This is a genomic window from Borreliella yangtzensis (genome assembly GCF_014201775.1).
In the GTDB taxonomy this organism is placed as follows: Bacteria; Spirochaetota; Spirochaetia; order Borreliales; family Borreliaceae; genus Borreliella; species Borreliella yangtzensis.
Genome location: NZ_JACHFG010000001.1, coordinates 228,009 through 244,511 on the forward strand (window position 1 = coordinate 228,009; position 16,503 = coordinate 244,511).

A 16,503-nucleotide genomic window follows, 5' to 3' on the forward strand; every position below is an offset into this window, starting at 1 on the left:
TTAATTTTTTGTCCTTGCAAATTTAATATAAAATTTTTCCATCAATGTTAGTAAATTTTTGTCTAGCTTGAAATCATGAGTGTCTTTGAATCTGTTATAATAATCACACAGTGTTATTTCACTTTTTTTTAAAAATCTCTCGTGTGCCTTACTTGTGAAATAAGCTTTGGAAGGGTTTTTGATTTGCATTTTTATGAAATTCTTAAAACAATTTGAAAAATTATCTTGATTTGTTTTTGTTAAAATTTTAATTATCAAGCTTTGATAAATTGGAGTTGGATAGCTTGATATATATGCAAATTGCATAAGCATATTTTCAATGTCATTAATTATTATTTCGTTGTGGTGATAACAAATAGTTGCTTTTACGGATAAGTTATCAAGATCAATTTTTATTTCAGTTAATGAATTGAAATTTTGTATTTCTTTTTTTAATAGCAGACCTGTTATGTATAAATCTATTTCATTTTTTATTTTATCTGAGATGTTACAATAGTCTTTTTTTACAAAATTTAAATAAAAATAATCGTTTTCGATTTTATATACATTCTCGATATCTTTTTTCAATTCAAATTTTATATTTTTTTTTTGAAAATTTATTTTTATTGTTTGACAAAATTTAATTTTGGTTTTTTCCATTATTAGAAGCTTTTTAAAGTTTATAGCAGCGTTATATTGTAGTTTGTTAATTTTTTTGAAGATATCATTCATATTCGTTTTTTGATCTATATTGAAAGGAATATTACCTTGTTGTATTTCATGTTTAATGTGGTTTTTAATAATTTCTATTACCTTATCTCCATCATCTTTTTTCCCCATTATGTATTCATGTAGTAGTGTTGAATTTTTTATAAGGCTGTAAATAATCTCAATATCACTAAAAACTTGTTCTTCTTGTTTTTCTTTGATTTCATTTTCTAATCTTATGTCTTGTATTTTGACGTTTAAAGTTTTTTCATAAAAATGTTTATAAGGATTAGAAAGGGCATTTTTTAATTCGTATAAATTTAATTTAATTGGACTTTCTAGTTGAATTTTATTTTGTTTAAACTTAGTTGGTTTAGAATTTTGTAGTATTTTTGCGATATTAAAGGCTTCTAAATCATAGTTTATTAAGTAATTCTCTTTTGCATCTTTAAAATATGCTAGGTCATGATTTTCATTTGGATGTTTTTCTATTTGAAAGTTTTTTTCATACTTTTGTATGTGATTAAGTATTTTGTTTATTGTTTTTGATGTGTTAATTTCTGGATTTATATTGTCTTGAAGTGAATAGTAAAGGTAAAATTTTTCTGATGTTGCAAAAATTAAATTAAAAAGAGTTGTTACTGCTTCTTTTTCGGTGTTTTCATGTTCATAGTATTCATTTAATAAATTCATATTATCATAATCTATTTTAGAGTTAAATTTTTGAAATCCCAAAAAATGAATTTCTTTTTTTTGAAGATATTCTATTTCTTTGTAATTGGCAATCAATATTCCATTTTTTTTATACATTACTCCATATTTTTCCTTTTCAAGACTTTCTTCAAGCAAAATCTTAAAAAGATAAAATTCAATTTTTATTTCATTAATTTCTTTTAAATAATTCTTGCAAAGATTATCATTTAAATCTTTGGGAAAATTTTTAAAGGATTGTATTTTATTTTGTAAATATTCATCAGTTGTATTAAATTCTTCAAGATCGATATATTTTTGAATAAAAATTTCTATTATTTCTGCCCATTCAGATACTTTATATGTTTTATTTTTAAAATAGTTTATATCTTCGTACAAACTTTTTACTATCGTTATGAGTTTTATTATTGATTCTTGATCTTGGAATCTTGTATTTTCTTTTTGAATTTCCCCTTCATATTTTTCGTCAAATATTTCAGACATTAAAAATCGATTAAATCCGTCTTCCCACGAGTTTAAAAAGTTTTGATCATATTTTAGATTTTCTTTGTGAGTGTTGTTTATACCAAAATTAATGTTCATTGCATCGCTAAATTCTATTAAATAGTTTAATTCAGATATTGATATATTAAATTTTTTCATTACTTTATTACTACTTAGTAAGTTAAACACTTCTTTTCTGCTGAAATTACTAATTGTTCCGTTTTTTGATATAAAAAGATCCATTAGCCTTTTTAAGGTTAATATACTTTCTCCTTTTGACAAATTGTTATAGCATAAAACACTATATTCAATTTCATATTTATTTAGGCATTCTTCTATATATGGTAAATATTCATTAAATTTTTCTTGCAAAGAAGTTATTGCTATTTCGCTTAATTTAAGGTTATTTTTTTCCATTGAGTGCACTATTTGATTTACCAAAATTTCTACTTCACGTTGTTGATTTTTAGCTTCTATTATTTTAAAGCTATCGTCTAATTTTGAAAGTGGAGTTTGTGCTACAATGTTGTTTTTAATGCTTGTTAAAAAATTTTTACCCTTAAATAATTCAATATCTACTTTTTCTGAAGCTTGATATTTTATTGGGTTAATTTTTTCTGTTGTTAACAATAATTCTTTAACAAAAGGAGATTTATAGTTGAGCAAGTCTTCAAAAATTAACACATGCACTTCAAGGTCAAAAATTTTTTCTAAAGAATTAAGAATTTTTTTTTCAATCTCTCTATTATTGCCAATAAATATTATTTTTTTAATTTCTATTTTTACATTTTTTGTTGATTTTTCTTGAATTATTTTTTTATGTAAGTTTAAAATATTTTTGTGCTTTTCAAAGAGCTTTTTAAATAGTTCTTTTTGCATATTCTCGTAGGGTTTTAAATTTTCTTCTTGGAATAAAAATCCATTATCTTCCCAAGTTTCAATTAATTTTGAAAATTTTGAGTAATAATTGTGGAATAAATCTATTATTTTTGATGCAAAAAAGTATCTATTCTTTATTGATGTTAAATCCTTTATGTATTTTAGGTTTTCAGTTTTCAATATGTTATATAGAATGAATTTTTCTGTTTCCAAATAAAATAAAAAAGTATTCTTCTCTATGTATTTTTTTATATTGGGATTTTTTAAGCATATTTCATATATGCTTTTTATAGCATTTTTTTTAATGTTTAGATTATAAGAAATCTCATTCAATTTTGCTATGGTTTTTTTGATTTCTTCTTTTAAGAGATCATTTTTTACTATTATTAGTGTTTCTTTTTTAAAGATATTGTCGTTTTGAGTTAATTCTTTAATTTTTTCATAAATATTATTTATTTTATTAGTTTTATATATGTTCATAGATTAATTGTTTTTATTATCTTTTATGAGCTTGTTTTTTAATTTTCTTAAGTTTGTGCTTATACTAACTTTATATATGTGGGGATTGATTATTCTTCTGTACGTATGTTCAAGTTTGCTTAAGTCAAGTTTGTTTTTGTTTCTAATATTGTTTAAATTAGATTCGTAACCTTTGTAAAGCTTCCCATTTTCTAAGACAGTGTGAATCAAAAATTCAAAATCGTCATATTGTTTGATGACTTTGAAAACGTTATCTTGTATTGGATGGAAAATGGTTAATTCTTTTCTTGAATTTAGGTGTTCTTTAATTTTATCTTTCTCTTCTTTTAAAAATATGAAATCGAAGAGCATTTGACCATTTAAATAAATTCTTGCGACTTCTTTTTGGGCAGGTAATGTTGATTTTTCTGCGTTATTTGATATTTTTATTTTTGGTATAAATTTCCCATTTTTTTCTATAGAGATCATTTTATATACTCCTGAAAGATTTGGATCTCCTTTTGCTGTAACTAGGTTTGTTCCAACACCCCAAATATCGATTGGAGCATTTATCGAATTTAAGTACATAATAATATTTTCGTCAAGCTCATTAGACGCAATAATTTTTACGTGATTTAATCCATTTTGGTTTAATTCTTTTCTTGCAGCTTTGCTTAGATATTCAAGGTCTCCACTGTCAATTCTTATTGAAAAATTATTTTTTCCCTCTTCTTTTAGTTCCCTAAATATTTTAATGGCATTTTTTAATCCACTGTTGAGCGTGTCGTAAGTATCAATTAGTAAACTTACTTTATTTGGATATGTTTTTGCATATTCTCTGAATGCTTGTTCTTCGTTTTCAAAACTCATTACCCAACTATGAGCCATTGTTCCTGTGACTGGTATATTGTATTTATATCCAGCAAGCATATTGCTTGTAAAGTCTGCTCCTCCTATGTAGGCAGCTTTGCTGGCAGAGAGCGCTCCATTTATTCCTTGTGCTCTTCTTAGGCCAAGTTCTGCTAGAATTTTTGCACCAGATTCTTTTATTCTGGCAGTCTTTGTTGCTATTAGACTTTCAAAGTTTATTGTATTTAACACCAGCCCTTCTATTAATAATAATTCTATTAGATGACCTTCAATAACAACTACTGGTATATAGGGAAAAACCAGGCGTCCTTCTTCTATTGAGCTTATTTTTATGTTTAGTTTAAATTTTCTGAGAAAGTTTAAAAATTGTTCATCTAATATATTTAAGCTTTTTAAATATATTAATTCAGTTTCATTGAAGTGAATATTTTTTAATTCATTGATTAATGTATGTATTCCAGCTAAAACAATATAGCCATTTTTAAACGGTGTTTTTCTAAAGAATACTTCAAATTTTGCTTTAGGATTAATACCTTTTGTAAAATAAGCATTCATCATCGAAATTTCATAAAAATCTGTGAATAGTGATAGATTTTTCATTCTCCTTATTATATACTAGTTTTGTTTGTAAAAAAAATGATATTTAATTTTAGCGTAATTGCTATTTGTTAATATTTATGAATATATATTTGTAATATATAATAAATTGACCAGATCGGACTAAATTATATGAAAGAAAAAAGTGTTTCTAATTTCGATATTGTAATTTTTGGAGTTACCGGGAATTTGTCTAGAAAAAAACTTATTCCGTCACTTTTTAATTTGTTTAAAAATAAATGTATTAGCAATTTCAGGGTTATTGGTTTTTCTCGTAAAATTTTTACAGATAAAGAATTTAGATTATATATTAAAGATTCTTTATGGCAGGAAGAAACTGATTCTTTGATTGAAATTTTTTTAAATTTTTTTATTTATGTATTTGGTGATTTTAATGAAAAGGAGCCTTATAAAAAATTATTTAAACTTTTAAATAAAAACCGAGAAACAATATATTATCTTTCAACGTCTCCCACATTCTATGGACCAATAATTAATCATTTGAAAAAGTATTCTTTAAATGAAAGATTAACTTTGTCAAAAATAGTTCTTGAGAAGCCTTTTGGGTCTAGTCTTGAGACAGCAGTAAAATTAAATAGTTTGCTGTATTCTGCTTTTAGAGAAGATCAAATTTATAGAATAGATCACTATTTGGGTAAAGAAACAGTTCAAAATATTTTTACATTTAGATTTGGCAATTCCATTTTTGAAAATATTTGGAATAATCGTTATGTAGATTTTGTTCAAATTACAGTGGCAGAAGAATTAGGGCTTGATGGGAGAGCTGAGTATTACGATTCTGTTGGAGCTTTAAAGGATATGGTTCAAAATCATATTTTACAATTGTTAAGTCTTGTTGCAATGGAATCTCCTATTAAATTTGATTCTGAGTTTATTCATGATGAGAAGGTAAAAGTTTTAAAAAGTTTAAGGAAAATTAGCAAAGAGGATATTAAGAATTGCATTGTTAAGGGGCAATATATAGGTTCACAAATTCAAGGGGTTTTTAAAAAAGGCTATAAAGATGAAACAGAATCTTTGGGAAATTCAATCACCGAAACTTATTTAGCTATGAAAGTGTTTATTAATAATTGGCGCTGGTCCGGTGTTCCTTTTTATCTTAGAACTGGCAAAGGGCTTGCTAGGAAATTGTCAGAAATATACATTCAATTTAAAAAACCGAGCTTTACTCTTTTTAATAATAGTTCTGTTGATTTTTCCAATGCTTTAATATTTAGAATTCAGCCGAGAGATGGAATTGAAATTAAATTCAATACCAAAAAACCAGGATATAATTATGAAATTCAAACTGCTAATATGGAGTTTTCATATCATGGGGCATTTAAGAGATTATTTGGTGAGGCTTATGAGCGTTTATTATTAGATGCTTTTTTGGGAGATGGTACTTTGTATGCTACAAGTGACGAGATTGAAAGTTCTTGGGAATTTGTTTCAGATATTGCAAATAAATGGGCAGATATTGAAATTTGTAATTATTTTTATGGGTCTGAAGGCCCAAAAGAGATAGATTCTATTTTAGAAAAGGATCATTTTTGGCGTAAAATTTAATTTTTCAAATTTTAAAAAGATAAATTAAAAAAATTTATGTAATTTATTTTTATTGTTTCTGTTTATTTTTAATGCTTATTCTATTTGTAATTTAACGTTAGCAGATTTTTATTTTTTGCAACTTAGTAGTAAAGTTTGTGATAAATTGATTTTTTTTAAAATTTTTTAAGAAAATCAAAAATTTTTGTTCTTGGCTTGATTACAAGTTTATGCATCGATTAATAATTTGCACTATTATTAAAAAAATATAAGTAATTTTTTTAAAAAAAGTACCTATATTTAAAGGATGTATATGAAAAATATTGAAGTAAAAGTCCAACCAAATTTTTTTGGACTTGTTCCTTTTTTCGTTTTTATTATTATTTATATGGGCACAGGAATTTATTTAGGGTTTCTTGGCTTAGAAATGGCTTTTTATCAGCTTCCAGCTAGCGTTGCAATGTTTTTTGCTTCTATTGTTTGTTTTTTAGGGTTTAAGGGAAAATTTTCTGACAAAATTCACATATTTATTAAAGGGGCTGCTCAGTATGACATTATACTAATGTGCCTTATTTTTATGCTTTCTGGGGCCTTTTCTTCTCTTTGCAAAGAAATAGGCTGTGTTGAAACTGTAGCAAATTTGGGGATTAAATATATTAATCCTAATTGGATTGTTTCTGGTATATTTTTTATAACTTGCTTTCTCTCTTTTTCTGCGGGTACTTCTGTTGGATCTATTGTTGCAATTGCTCCTGTTGCTTTTAATATTGCCGTTAAAAGCAATATTAACCCCAATTTAATGGCAGCATCTGTAATGTGTGGAGCTATGTTTGGAGATAATCTTTCTTTAATATCAGATACAACTATTGTTTCTAGTCGAACTCAAAGCAGTAGCATTTTAGATGTTTTTATTAGTAGTAGTTTTTACGCTTTCCCATCTGCCATACTAACTTTTTTTTCTTTTTTCTTTCTTTCTGGGGATTTGCTTAATACTACAAGCTTTTTACATGAAAGCTCAATAGATTTTGTGAAAACTGTGCCTTATTTAATAATTATATTTTTTTCTTTGGCTGGAGTGAATGTTTTTTTAGTTCTTTTTTTGGGCATTTTTTCTATATGCCTTATTAGTGTTTTGTATTCTAATTTGTATTTTTTAGATGTAATAAGAAACATTAATAAAGGGTTTTTAAATATGGCGGATTTAATTTTTCTTTCAATCTTAACTGGGGGAGTTTCTTTTGTTGCGATTCATAATGGAGGCTTTAAATGGTTGCTTATTAAATTGAAATCTTTAGTTAGAGGAAAAAGTTCGGCTGAATTTTCTATTGCTGCTTTTGTTTCAATAGTTGACGTTTTTCTTGCTAATAACACAATTGCTATACTGATTTGCGGTAAAGTAGCAAAAAATATAGCCTTTGAAAATAACATCGATTCTCAAAGGAGTGCGTCTATTTTAGATATGTTTTCATGTATTTTTCAAGGCATTATTCCTTATGGCGCTCAAATGATTATTTTAGTAGGCTTTTCAAATGGGCTTGTGTCGCCAATTAGCGTTTTACCATTTTTAGTTTATTTTGGATTTTTATTGTTTTTTGTTATTTTATCTATTTGGGGAATTGATATAAAAAAACTTTTTTTATTTTTTTTAAAAAAATAGAAATTTTGAAAATTTTAAAATTTGCATTGTTTGATTTTATTAATTTTATTTAGAATAAATTATTTTTAATTGTATTATATGATTTAGGAGGTTTTAAATTGGAAAGAGAAACTAATATAGTGCCAAATTTTTGGGGACTTATGCCTTTTTTTCTTTTTATAGGAATTTATATTGGCACCGGACTTTTTCTTTATTTTAATGGTATAGAAAAGGCATTTTATCAAATGCCCCCTGTATTTGCTATGTTTATTGCTATTGTTTTAACATTTATTATTTTTAAGGGATCTTTTTTAGCAAAAATGAATAAGTTTATTGAGGGGTGTGCTCAACGAGATGTTATTTTTATATCTTTAATATTTATGCTATCTGGTGCTTTTTCTGCTGTTTGTAAAGAAATAGGAAGTGTTGAAGCTGTAGTAAATATTGGCCTTAAATATGTTCCATTAAATTTGCTAGTATGTGGAATTTTTTTAATTACCCTTTTTTTGTCTTTTTCTACTGGAAGTTTTATGGGGACTATTGTTGCTGTTTCTCCTATTGCTTTGGAACTTGCAGATAAAGTAAACATTTCGCTTCCATTGGTTGCTGGGGCTATTCTTAGTGCTGGGGCATTTGGAGACAATATGTCTTTAATATCAGATACCCCTATTATTTCAAGTCATACTCAAAAAGTTAATATTGTTGATGTTTTCAAAAATGGAGCTTTTTATACGTTCCCAGCAGCAATTTTAGCAAGCATTGTTTTTGCATTTTTAGGTTCTTATTATAGTAAGACTAATAGTTTTATTATTGAGCCTAGTGAGATAAATTTTTTAAAAATTATTCCGTATATTTTTGTTATGGTTGTTGCAATTTCGGGTATTGATGTATTTTTGGCCTTGTTTTTAGGTATTGTTGTTGCTGGTGTTATTGGAATTTATTACTCAGATATTACTTTTTTATTATTGGCTAAAAAAATCAATGAAGGATTTTTGGGCTTAGGAGAAATGTTTATTCTTGTTGTTTTTACGGGTGGAATTTCTTATATGGCAATTAAGTATGGAGGGTTTGATTGGTTACTGTTAAAATTGCAAAAAATGTCAAAGTCTAAAAGAACTTCGGAGTTTGTAATTGTATTTTTAGTTGGCATTTTGACTGCGTTTCTTGCAAATAATGGACTTGCTATTTTAATGAGTGGTTCTGTTGTTAGATCAATAACTAAGGAGAATAATTTAAACTCAAAACGTATTGCAGCTTTACTTTGTATGTCTTCGTGCTTTTTTTTAAGTATTTTGCCCCATAGCATGCATGTTATAGCTCTTATAGATTTTACAAAAGGCAAGCTTTCTCCTTTTGACATTTTCCCGTTTTTAATTTACCAAGGATTTTTAATTTTATTAATTGCTTTATCTATAATTGGACTTGATATAAAATTGGTATTTAGATCTTTTTTGAATTATGGACAAAAATCTTAAAACCTTTCTAAATAAAAGGTTTTAAGATTGTTTTTGTATTTAAATATTTAAGAAGATAGATTCAAATATATTTTGAGCATTTCTTCTTTTATTTTTTTAGGTATTTTTTTAAAAATTTCAAATTTGGAAAAATCTTTGGGTAAAAATTTTTCTTCCAAATATAATTTCATTTCGGGATTATTTTTTGCTTCTTCTTCTATTCTTTTTATTACATTCTTATTTGGAGAATTATATCTAGTTTCTTTAAAATTTTTATAAGATGGTTCATTGTCGTATAGAAAGTTTATAAATTTGTAAGCCAAAGTTTTATTTGGCGCATCAATAGGAATTACAAATGCATCTACCCATAGATTGGTGTTTTCTGGTGCATAAAAATCCAAATTTTTATCTTTTAGGATAGCGCTTTGTGCTTCGCCACTCCATGTAAGTTGAATAGATGCTTCTCCATTTAGCATTAATGATTTTGCAGGTACATCTGAAAAATATCCGATTAATAGTGGATTTTGTATTTTTAAAAGTTCCCCAGCTTCTTTAATTTTGTCTATATCATGTTCATTTATTGAGTATCCAAGTTTTTTTAGAGCAACTCCAATATTGTCTTTGGGAGAATCTAGCATTGTAATCTCTTTTTTATATTTTTCATTAAATAGTATGTCAAAACCTTGCATGTCATTTAAGTCTATTTTATTTTTATTATAAAGTATGCCCATTAATCCCCAATAAGCTGGTACTGAATAAAGATTGCCAGGATCATGTTCTAAATTTGTGAGATTTTGAGAAATATTTTTTGTTACATTTGGCAATTTTGAGTAATCTAATTTTGCAATTTTACCCTCATCGATTAATTCTTGGATTAAATATTCTGATGGTACTATTATATCGTAGTAGTTCGTCGTGGTGTTAAATTTAGCTATCATTTCTTCATTGTTATGAAAAACCTCATAATTAATTTTTATATTATTTTCTTTTTCAAATTGATCTAATAAAGTTTCGTCAATATATTCTGCCCAATTAAATATGTTTAAAGTTATTGTGTCTTTTTTAGTACAAGCAAAAGTTGTAAAAATTATTATTAATATAAAAATTTTTTTCATAAGTACTCCTCTTTTGTATTTTAAAGCTCAGCATCTGTTGTTAATTTTTTAATTCCTATAAATTTATTAATAATAAACAAAAGACTCAATATTGCAAAAAATAGTATAGCAGAAATAGCATTTATTACAGGTTTGATGCCTCTTTTTGTGAGCGAGTTTATTAGAATAGCTAAATTATTAAATCCTTGCCCAGTAGTGAAAAATGATATCAAGAAATCATCTATTGATAATGTGAATGCAATAAGAGCTCCAATTGCTATGCTTCCAACTATTTCTGGATAAATTATATTGAAAAATATCTGAATTTCTGAAGCTCCAAGATCCTTGGCAGCATCAATAATATTGTTGGGAAGAGAATATAACTTGGGTAAAATTATTATTACTACGTACGGTGTTGAAAAAATTATATGTGATATTAGCATTGTAGGAAATCCTAATTGCATTTTTATTGCAGAATAAAATGTCATTAGACTTATTCCTGTTACGATGTCTGGATTAATTATTGTTATTTTATTTGCTGATAAGAGTATTGTTTTTAATTTTTTATTTTCTGTTTTATATATTGCGTAAGCACCAATAACCCCAATAACAACAGAAGTTAAAGATGAAATTGTAGCTATTAAAATGGTGTTAAATATTGCTGACTTGATTTGATTTGAAGCAAAAATTTCTTTATACCATTTTAGACTAAATCCTTGCCATATAAATCCACTATCACCAGAGTTAAAGGAATAAATTATTAAGATTATTATTGGAAGGTAAATAAAGCTGAGTATTAGACATAAAAAAATGTTTTTGAAAGCTCTAAACATATTTTATTCCCCATTATTTTTTCGCATTAATTTTATTATTATTAAATTAAAAATTAATATTACTAACATTAAAATAAATGAAATTGCAGCTCCAGTGTTCCAGTCCTCTATGAAAAGAAATTGCTTGCTTATTAGATTTCCTATCAAAATTTGTTTAGAACCTCCTAGTAAATCTGAAATGACAAATACTGTGATTGACGGAATAAATACCATAATTATTCCTGTTGCCAAGTAAGAAAGTGTTAGGGGGATTTTTATATAAATTAGTATTTGCCACATTTTTGCTCCAAGATCTTGTGCCGCTTCAATGTATTCTGGCTTGATTTTTAAAAGCCCTGTATATATTGGTAATATCATGAAAGGCAAAAAATTGTATACCATGCCTGTTGTAACAGCTTGCTCATTGTAAAGAAGATCTAAATTACCAATTCCGATCTTTTCAAATAAGTTGTTTATGAATCCGTTTTTTCCAAGTATTCTCATCCAGGCGTAAGTTCTAAGTAATGTATTGATCCACATGGGAAGTATTATCATGATTATTAATTTATTTTGAGTACTTTTTTTTGATAATGAAATTAGCCAGGCGGCAGGATAGCCTATTAAAATGCAAAAAATTGTCGCTATTGTTGCTAGTTTTAGACTTCTTGAAAAGATACTAAGATAACTTGGGTTTAAAAGCCCAATAAAATTATTAATTGTAAATTCGTGTTTTTCATTTAAAAATCCCAGCAGTATTATTATTAGTAAAGGAAGAATACTAAATGTTAATAAGAATATAGAGTATATGATTAATATCAATTTTTTCACAGTAATTATTCCTTACGCATAACATGAATATCATCAGGTTCTAAGAATATGTCAACCTCTTCTCCAACTTTTGTAAGCCTTGTGCTTTGAACTATCCAATTTGTTTTTTGAATTTCTATAGTCATTTCATAATGAACCCCTTGAAAAATTGCGGATGTTATAGTGCCGCTTAAATGCCCTTTTCCTTTTGGTAGTATTTTTATATCTTCTGGGCGTATTACAAGGTCAACTGCTTCTTCAGCTTTAAATCCTTTATCAAGACATTCAAATTCATGGCCTAGCAAACTTACAATCAGTTCCTTTTTGTATGTTCCATCAAAAATATTGCTTTCTCCAATAAAATCTGCTACGAATTTTGTTTTAGGTTCATTGTAAATCTCTTCAGGTGTTCCTATTTGCAAAATTATTCCTTCGTTCATTACAACAATTCTATCACTCATTGTCAATGCTTCTTCTTGATCGTGAGTAACATATATAAATGTGATTCCAAGTTGTCGCTGTATTTTTTTTAGTTCTTTTTGCATCTCTTGTCGCATTTTTAAATCAAGAGCAGAAAGTGGTTCGTCTAGTAATAGAAGCTTAGGTTTCATTACTATTGCTCTGGCTATTGCAACTCTTTGTTTTTGTCCTCCTGATAGTTCGTTAATATTTCTGTATGCATATTTTGGCATTCCTATCAATGAAAGAGATCTTTTTACTTTTTCTTTTATAATATCTTTTGGTGTTTTTTTCATTCTAAGTCCAAATGAAATGTTGTCAAAAACGTTCATATGTGGGAAAAGTGCATAATTTTGGAATACAGTATTAATTTCTCTTTTATTTGGACTAGTTTTAGATATTTCCTTAGAAAAGAAATAAATTCCCCCATTTTTTTGACTTAAAAACCCACCTAATATTTTTATTAATGTTGTTTTTCCACATCCGGATGGACCTAATAAAGTAATAAACTCGTTCTTTTTAATTTTTAAATTTATGTTATCTAAAGTTTTGTTTTCATTGTTATCATAATAATGACTTAAATTTTTAATCTCTAGGATACAATTATCCAACTAATTCCAACCTCCTTATGGCTGTATTAATACAAACCAAGATTATACTTAATATTATTATTTATGTAAATGACTTTTTTAAAAGGGATTATAATTCTTGTCAAGAATTATTTTCCCAAATTTACCTTCTCTGAATTCTTTAATTAATATTTTTGATGCTTTTTCAAGGCTAAGCACGTTTTTTTTATCGATTAATTTTCTAGCTTTTGCAAAATTTTGTAAAATATCAAGTGAATTTTTATGACATATTTCGTATTTTTTTAGTAAAATATTTTTATTATTTTGATCCATTATTTCAAGTAAATATAATGCAAGGTCTATATTATCTACTATTTCATTTTTGATCATATCCAATATTGCAAGTTTTTTTGCAATCGATTGATCTGCTAAATTGTGCCATAAAATACCTGGCATATCAAAAAGATTAATTTCTTCATTTATTTTTACTATTTGTATATTTTTAGTGTATCCAGGCTTATTTGCAACTTTTGCGCTCTTTCTACCGGATAATAGATTTATTATTGAAGATTTTCCAACATTTGGGACTCCAATAATTAAAACTTTTATTTTTTCTTTATAATTTTTTATCTTTTTAACAATGACCGATTTTTTAATACTATCTATTATTTGCTTGCGTATGCCTTTTTTGTAAATATTACTTATAATTACAGTATTGCCAAGATTTTCAAAATATTTTTTCCATTTTATAATTTCACTTGTTTGAGCAATATCAGATTTATGTAAAAGAATTATTTTTGTTTGATTTTTAGTAATTTTTTCAGTTAATGGATTTTTGCTACTAAATGGAGCTCTAGCATCAAGGATTTCTAGCACAATATTGGTTTTTTGTAAATTATTCTTTATCAAGTCTAAGGCTCTTTTCATGTGACCAGGAAACCAATTAATTTTATTTATCATGCCTAAATTATAACTTAATATGTGTTGAATAATAAATTATTTTTGTTTTTGTATTTATTAATACATTTTGATTTTTAGCAAAAGAATTGTTTTTTTTTAAAAAAAAATATAACCTGTATTTAAGTTTTTATATTTTTTTAAAAAAATAAATTTTATAGGAGGTTTGATTATTATTGCAAAAATTAAAAGGGGGTTAATAGTATCTTGTCAAGCTCTTGAGAATGAACCTTTACATAGTAGTTTTATTATGTCCAAGATGGCTTTAGCAGCTAAAATAGGTGGAGCTATCGGAATAAGAGCCAATGGGATTAATGATATTAGCCAAATTAAGCTGGAAGTTGATTTGCCAATAATAGGTATTATTAAAAAAAATTATAATAATTGTGATGTGTTTATTACTCCCACCATGAAAGAGATTGATGAGCTTTGTATTGAAGGAGTAGATATAATTGCCCTTGATGCTACTCTTAGGAATAGGCCTGATGGTGTATTGCTTGATGATTTTTTTAAAAATATTAAAAAAAAATATCCAAGACAGTGTTTAATGGCAGATATTTCTTCTTTAGATGAAGCTATCAATGCTGATAAATTGGGATTTGATTTTATTGGAACAACTTTGTATGGCTATACAAAAAGTACTAATGGTTTTAATATTGCAGACAATGATTTTAATTTTTTAAAAATCTTGCTTAATTCTAATTTGAAAGCTACTTTAATAGTGGAAGGAAAAATAGATACCCCTTTAAAGGCTCAAAAGTGTTTTGAAATGGGGGTTGATTTAGTAGTTGTGGGGGGAGCTATTACAAGACCTGTTGAGATTACTAAAAAGTTTGTAGAAAAAATAAATCAAATTAAAAGATAATTTTAAACATTAAATAGTAAGTTTATTGTTTATTTTAGGAGGTTTTTATGGTAAAGGGTTTTGAACAAGCTCAAAAATTTGGGCGTTCTTTCATGCTTCCCATTGCTATTTTGCCAGCAGCAGGGTTGCTTTTAGGAATTGGGGGTTCTCTTTCTAATCCGGAAACTGTTAAAATATATCCTTTTTTGGATATATTTTTCTTACAATCAGTTTTCAAGGTAATGAGTGCATCAGGTTCTATTATTTTTGCAAATTTAGCGCCAATATTTGCTATTGGGATTGCTGTTGGACTTGCCAAATCAGATAGAGGTACGGCTGGGATTGCGGCATTTATTGGTTACCTTGTAATGAATGCTACTATTGGGGTTTTAATTGAGGTGTCAGGTAAAGCAGAATCTTTCTCTAGTGGTGCTGTGGGTTTTATTCTTGGAATTAAAACTTTAGAAACAGGGGTTTTTGGTGGGGTTATAGTCGGTATTTTGACTTATTACCTTCATGCTAGGTTTAACAAGATAGATTTGCCTAAGGTTCTTGGATTTTTTTCGGGCTCTAGATTTGTGCCGATTGTTGTTTCTTTTTCTAGTATTTTTCTTGCTGTAATTATGTTTATTTTTTGGCCATTTGTACAAAATGGAATTAATAAAGCGGGAGGTCTAGTAAATTCAACTGGCTATATTGGAACACTTATTTACGGAATTTTTTTAAGGATGCTTGGGCCTTTTGGTCTTCACCACATATTTTATTTGCCGTTTTGGACAACAGGCCTTGGGGGATCTGTTATTATTGATGGGAAATTGATCGAAGGGACTCAAAATATATTTTTTGCAGAACTTGCTGCTCAAGGTACAAATAGGTTTTTTGTTGGAACCAGTCGTTTTATGAGTGGGCGATTTATTACCATGATGTTTGGTTTACCTGGAGCAGCACTTGCATTGTATTACACCGCAAAGCGTGATGAGAGAGCAAAAGTTTTTGGTCTTTTAATATCTGCAGCCCTAACATCATTTATGACAGGCATAACAGAACCGCTTGAATTTTCTTTTCTTTTTGTAGCTCCTATGCTTTATATTGTTCATGCTATATTTGATGGATTTGCTTTTATGTTGGCGCATATTCTTCAAATTACAATAGGTCAAACGTTTTCTGGCGGGTTTATTGATTTTATTCTTTTTGGTATTTTGCAGGGAAATTCAAGAACTAATTGGCTTTTGGTGCCAGTTGTAGGTACTGTTTGGTTTTTTCTTTATTACTTTGCTTTTGTATTTTTGATAAATAAGTTTGATTTTAAAACTCCTGGTAGAACGAATGATTTAAATTCTGTAGATTCTCCAAATTCTAAAAGTAATGAATTTGAAGAAAATTATGCTACTAAGGTTATTATTGGGCTTGGTGGTGCTTCAAATATTGTTGAGCTTGATTGTTGTGCAACTAGGCTGAGAATTACAGTAAAAGATGTTCTTAAAGTTTCAGAAAAAATTTTAAAAAAAACCGGTTCTAAGGGAGTGATTATTAAAGGCAATGGAGTTCAAGTAGTTTACGGACCAGGTGTTAGTGTTCTTAAGAATGAAATAGAAGAATTATTGGATGATTGATTTTTTAATAAGTAATAGCCTTAA

General features: G+C 27.1%; 12 protein-coding genes. 5 read left to right on the forward strand and 7 right to left on the reverse strand.

The genetic code is table 11. From position 1 onward, the window contains the following. Together HNP68_RS01115 and HNP68_RS01120 are read right to left on the reverse strand one after the other, a co-directional pair. Positions 1-3,240 (reverse strand): PD-(D/E)XK nuclease family protein, encoded by a 3,240-nt coding sequence (locus tag HNP68_RS01115; protein ID WP_183219541.1) that lies wholly within the window; start codon positions 3,238-3,240, stop codon positions 1-3. A 3-nt stretch (positions 3,241-3,243) separates the two neighbouring features. After that, the gene (locus HNP68_RS01120) at positions 3,244-4,689 is read right to left on the reverse strand and encodes a nicotinate phosphoribosyltransferase (protein WP_183219542.1); all 1,446 of its coding nucleotides are present in this window, start codon (positions 4,687-4,689) and stop codon (positions 3,244-3,246) included. Positions 4,690-4,818: 129 nt separating this feature from the next. On the opposite strand from HNP68_RS01120, the gene zwf reads away from it, so the two are divergent. The 3 genes from zwf to HNP68_RS01135 all read left to right on the forward strand — a co-directional run bounded on the left by zwf (position 4,819) and on the right by HNP68_RS01135 (position 9,345). Then, positions 4,819-6,255, forward strand: coding sequence for a glucose-6-phosphate dehydrogenase (gene zwf, locus HNP68_RS01125; RefSeq protein WP_183219545.1), 1,437 nt, complete (start codon positions 4,819-4,821; stop codon positions 6,253-6,255). Between the two features lie 292 nt (positions 6,256-6,547). After that, complete coding sequence (locus tag HNP68_RS01130) at positions 6,548-7,891, forward strand: Na+/H+ antiporter NhaC family protein (RefSeq protein ID WP_183219547.1); 1,344 nt, start codon at positions 6,548-6,550, stop codon at positions 7,889-7,891. Between the two features lie 98 nt (positions 7,892-7,989). Then, the gene (locus HNP68_RS01135; RefSeq protein WP_183219549.1) at positions 7,990-9,345 is read left to right on the forward strand and encodes a Na+/H+ antiporter NhaC family protein; all 1,356 of its coding nucleotides are present in this window, start codon (positions 7,990-7,992) and stop codon (positions 9,343-9,345) included. Positions 9,346-9,392: 47 nt separating this feature from the next. Here the strand turns inward: HNP68_RS01135 and HNP68_RS01140 are convergent, their stop codons facing one another. The 5 genes from HNP68_RS01140 to ylqF form a co-directional block, all read right to left on the reverse strand. Then, positions 9,393-10,439 carry an ABC transporter substrate-binding protein gene (locus HNP68_RS01140; protein ID WP_183219551.1) on the reverse strand — a complete coding sequence of 349 codons (1,047 nt, stop codon included), beginning with the start codon at positions 10,437-10,439 and terminating at the stop codon, positions 9,393-9,395. A gap of 20 nt (positions 10,440-10,459) precedes the next feature. Further along, positions 10,460-11,251, reverse strand: a complete 792-nt coding sequence (locus HNP68_RS01145) for an ABC transporter permease (protein WP_183219553.1) — start codon at positions 11,249-11,251, stop codon at positions 10,460-10,462. A 3-nt stretch (positions 11,252-11,254) separates the two neighbouring features. After that, positions 11,255-12,058, reverse strand: coding sequence for an ABC transporter permease (locus HNP68_RS01150; protein ID WP_183219554.1), 804 nt, complete (start codon positions 12,056-12,058; stop codon positions 11,255-11,257). Positions 12,059-12,063: 5 nt separating this feature from the next. After that, the gene (locus HNP68_RS01155) at positions 12,064-13,107 is read right to left on the reverse strand and encodes an ABC transporter ATP-binding protein (RefSeq protein WP_183219555.1); all 1,044 of its coding nucleotides are present in this window, start codon (positions 13,105-13,107) and stop codon (positions 12,064-12,066) included. Positions 13,108-13,185: 78 nt separating this feature from the next. After that, on the reverse strand, positions 13,186-14,025 hold the full coding sequence (ylqF, locus tag HNP68_RS01160; protein WP_183219556.1) for a ribosome biogenesis GTPase YlqF: 840 nt from the start codon (positions 14,023-14,025) through the stop codon (positions 13,186-13,188). 163 nt (positions 14,026-14,188) lie between these two features. Here ylqF and HNP68_RS01165 point away from each other — a divergent pair, with 163 nt between their 5' ends. Then, positions 14,189-14,887: an N-acetylmannosamine-6-phosphate 2-epimerase gene (locus HNP68_RS01165; protein ID WP_183219557.1), complete on the forward strand. Its 699-nt coding sequence runs from the start codon at positions 14,189-14,191 to the stop codon at positions 14,885-14,887. A gap of 47 nt (positions 14,888-14,934) precedes the next feature. After that, on the forward strand, positions 14,935-16,479 hold the full coding sequence (locus HNP68_RS01170) for a maltose/glucose-specific PTS transporter subunit IIC (protein ID WP_183219558.1): 1,545 nt from the start codon (positions 14,935-14,937) through the stop codon (positions 16,477-16,479). Positions 16,480-16,503: the final 24 nt, after the last annotated feature.

Bases quoted from the DNA above. Each gene is read 5' to 3' on its own strand.
- HNP68_RS01140 (WP_183219551.1), bottom strand. From the start codon at position 10,439: ATGAAAAAAATTTTTATATTAATAATAATTTTTACAACTTTTGCTTGT.
- ylqF (WP_183219556.1), bottom strand. From the start codon at position 14,025: ATGATAAATAAAATTAATTGGTTTCCTGGTCACATGAAAAGAGCCTTA.
- HNP68_RS01130 (WP_183219547.1), top strand. From the start codon at position 6,548: ATGAAAAATATTGAAGTAAAAGTCCAACCAAATTTTTTTGGACTTGTT.
- HNP68_RS01145 (WP_183219553.1), bottom strand. From the start codon at position 11,251: ATGTTTAGAGCTTTCAAAAACATTTTTTTATGTCTAATACTCAGCTTT.
- HNP68_RS01120 (WP_183219542.1), bottom strand. From the start codon at position 4,689: ATGAAAAATCTATCACTATTCACAGATTTTTATGAAATTTCGATGATG.
- HNP68_RS01170 (WP_183219558.1), top strand. From the start codon at position 14,935: ATGGTAAAGGGTTTTGAACAAGCTCAAAAATTTGGGCGTTCTTTCATG.
- HNP68_RS01115 (WP_183219541.1), bottom strand. From the start codon at position 3,240: ATGAACATATATAAAACTAATAAAATAAATAATATTTATGAAAAAATT.
- zwf (WP_183219545.1), top strand. From the start codon at position 4,819: ATGAAAGAAAAAAGTGTTTCTAATTTCGATATTGTAATTTTTGGAGTT.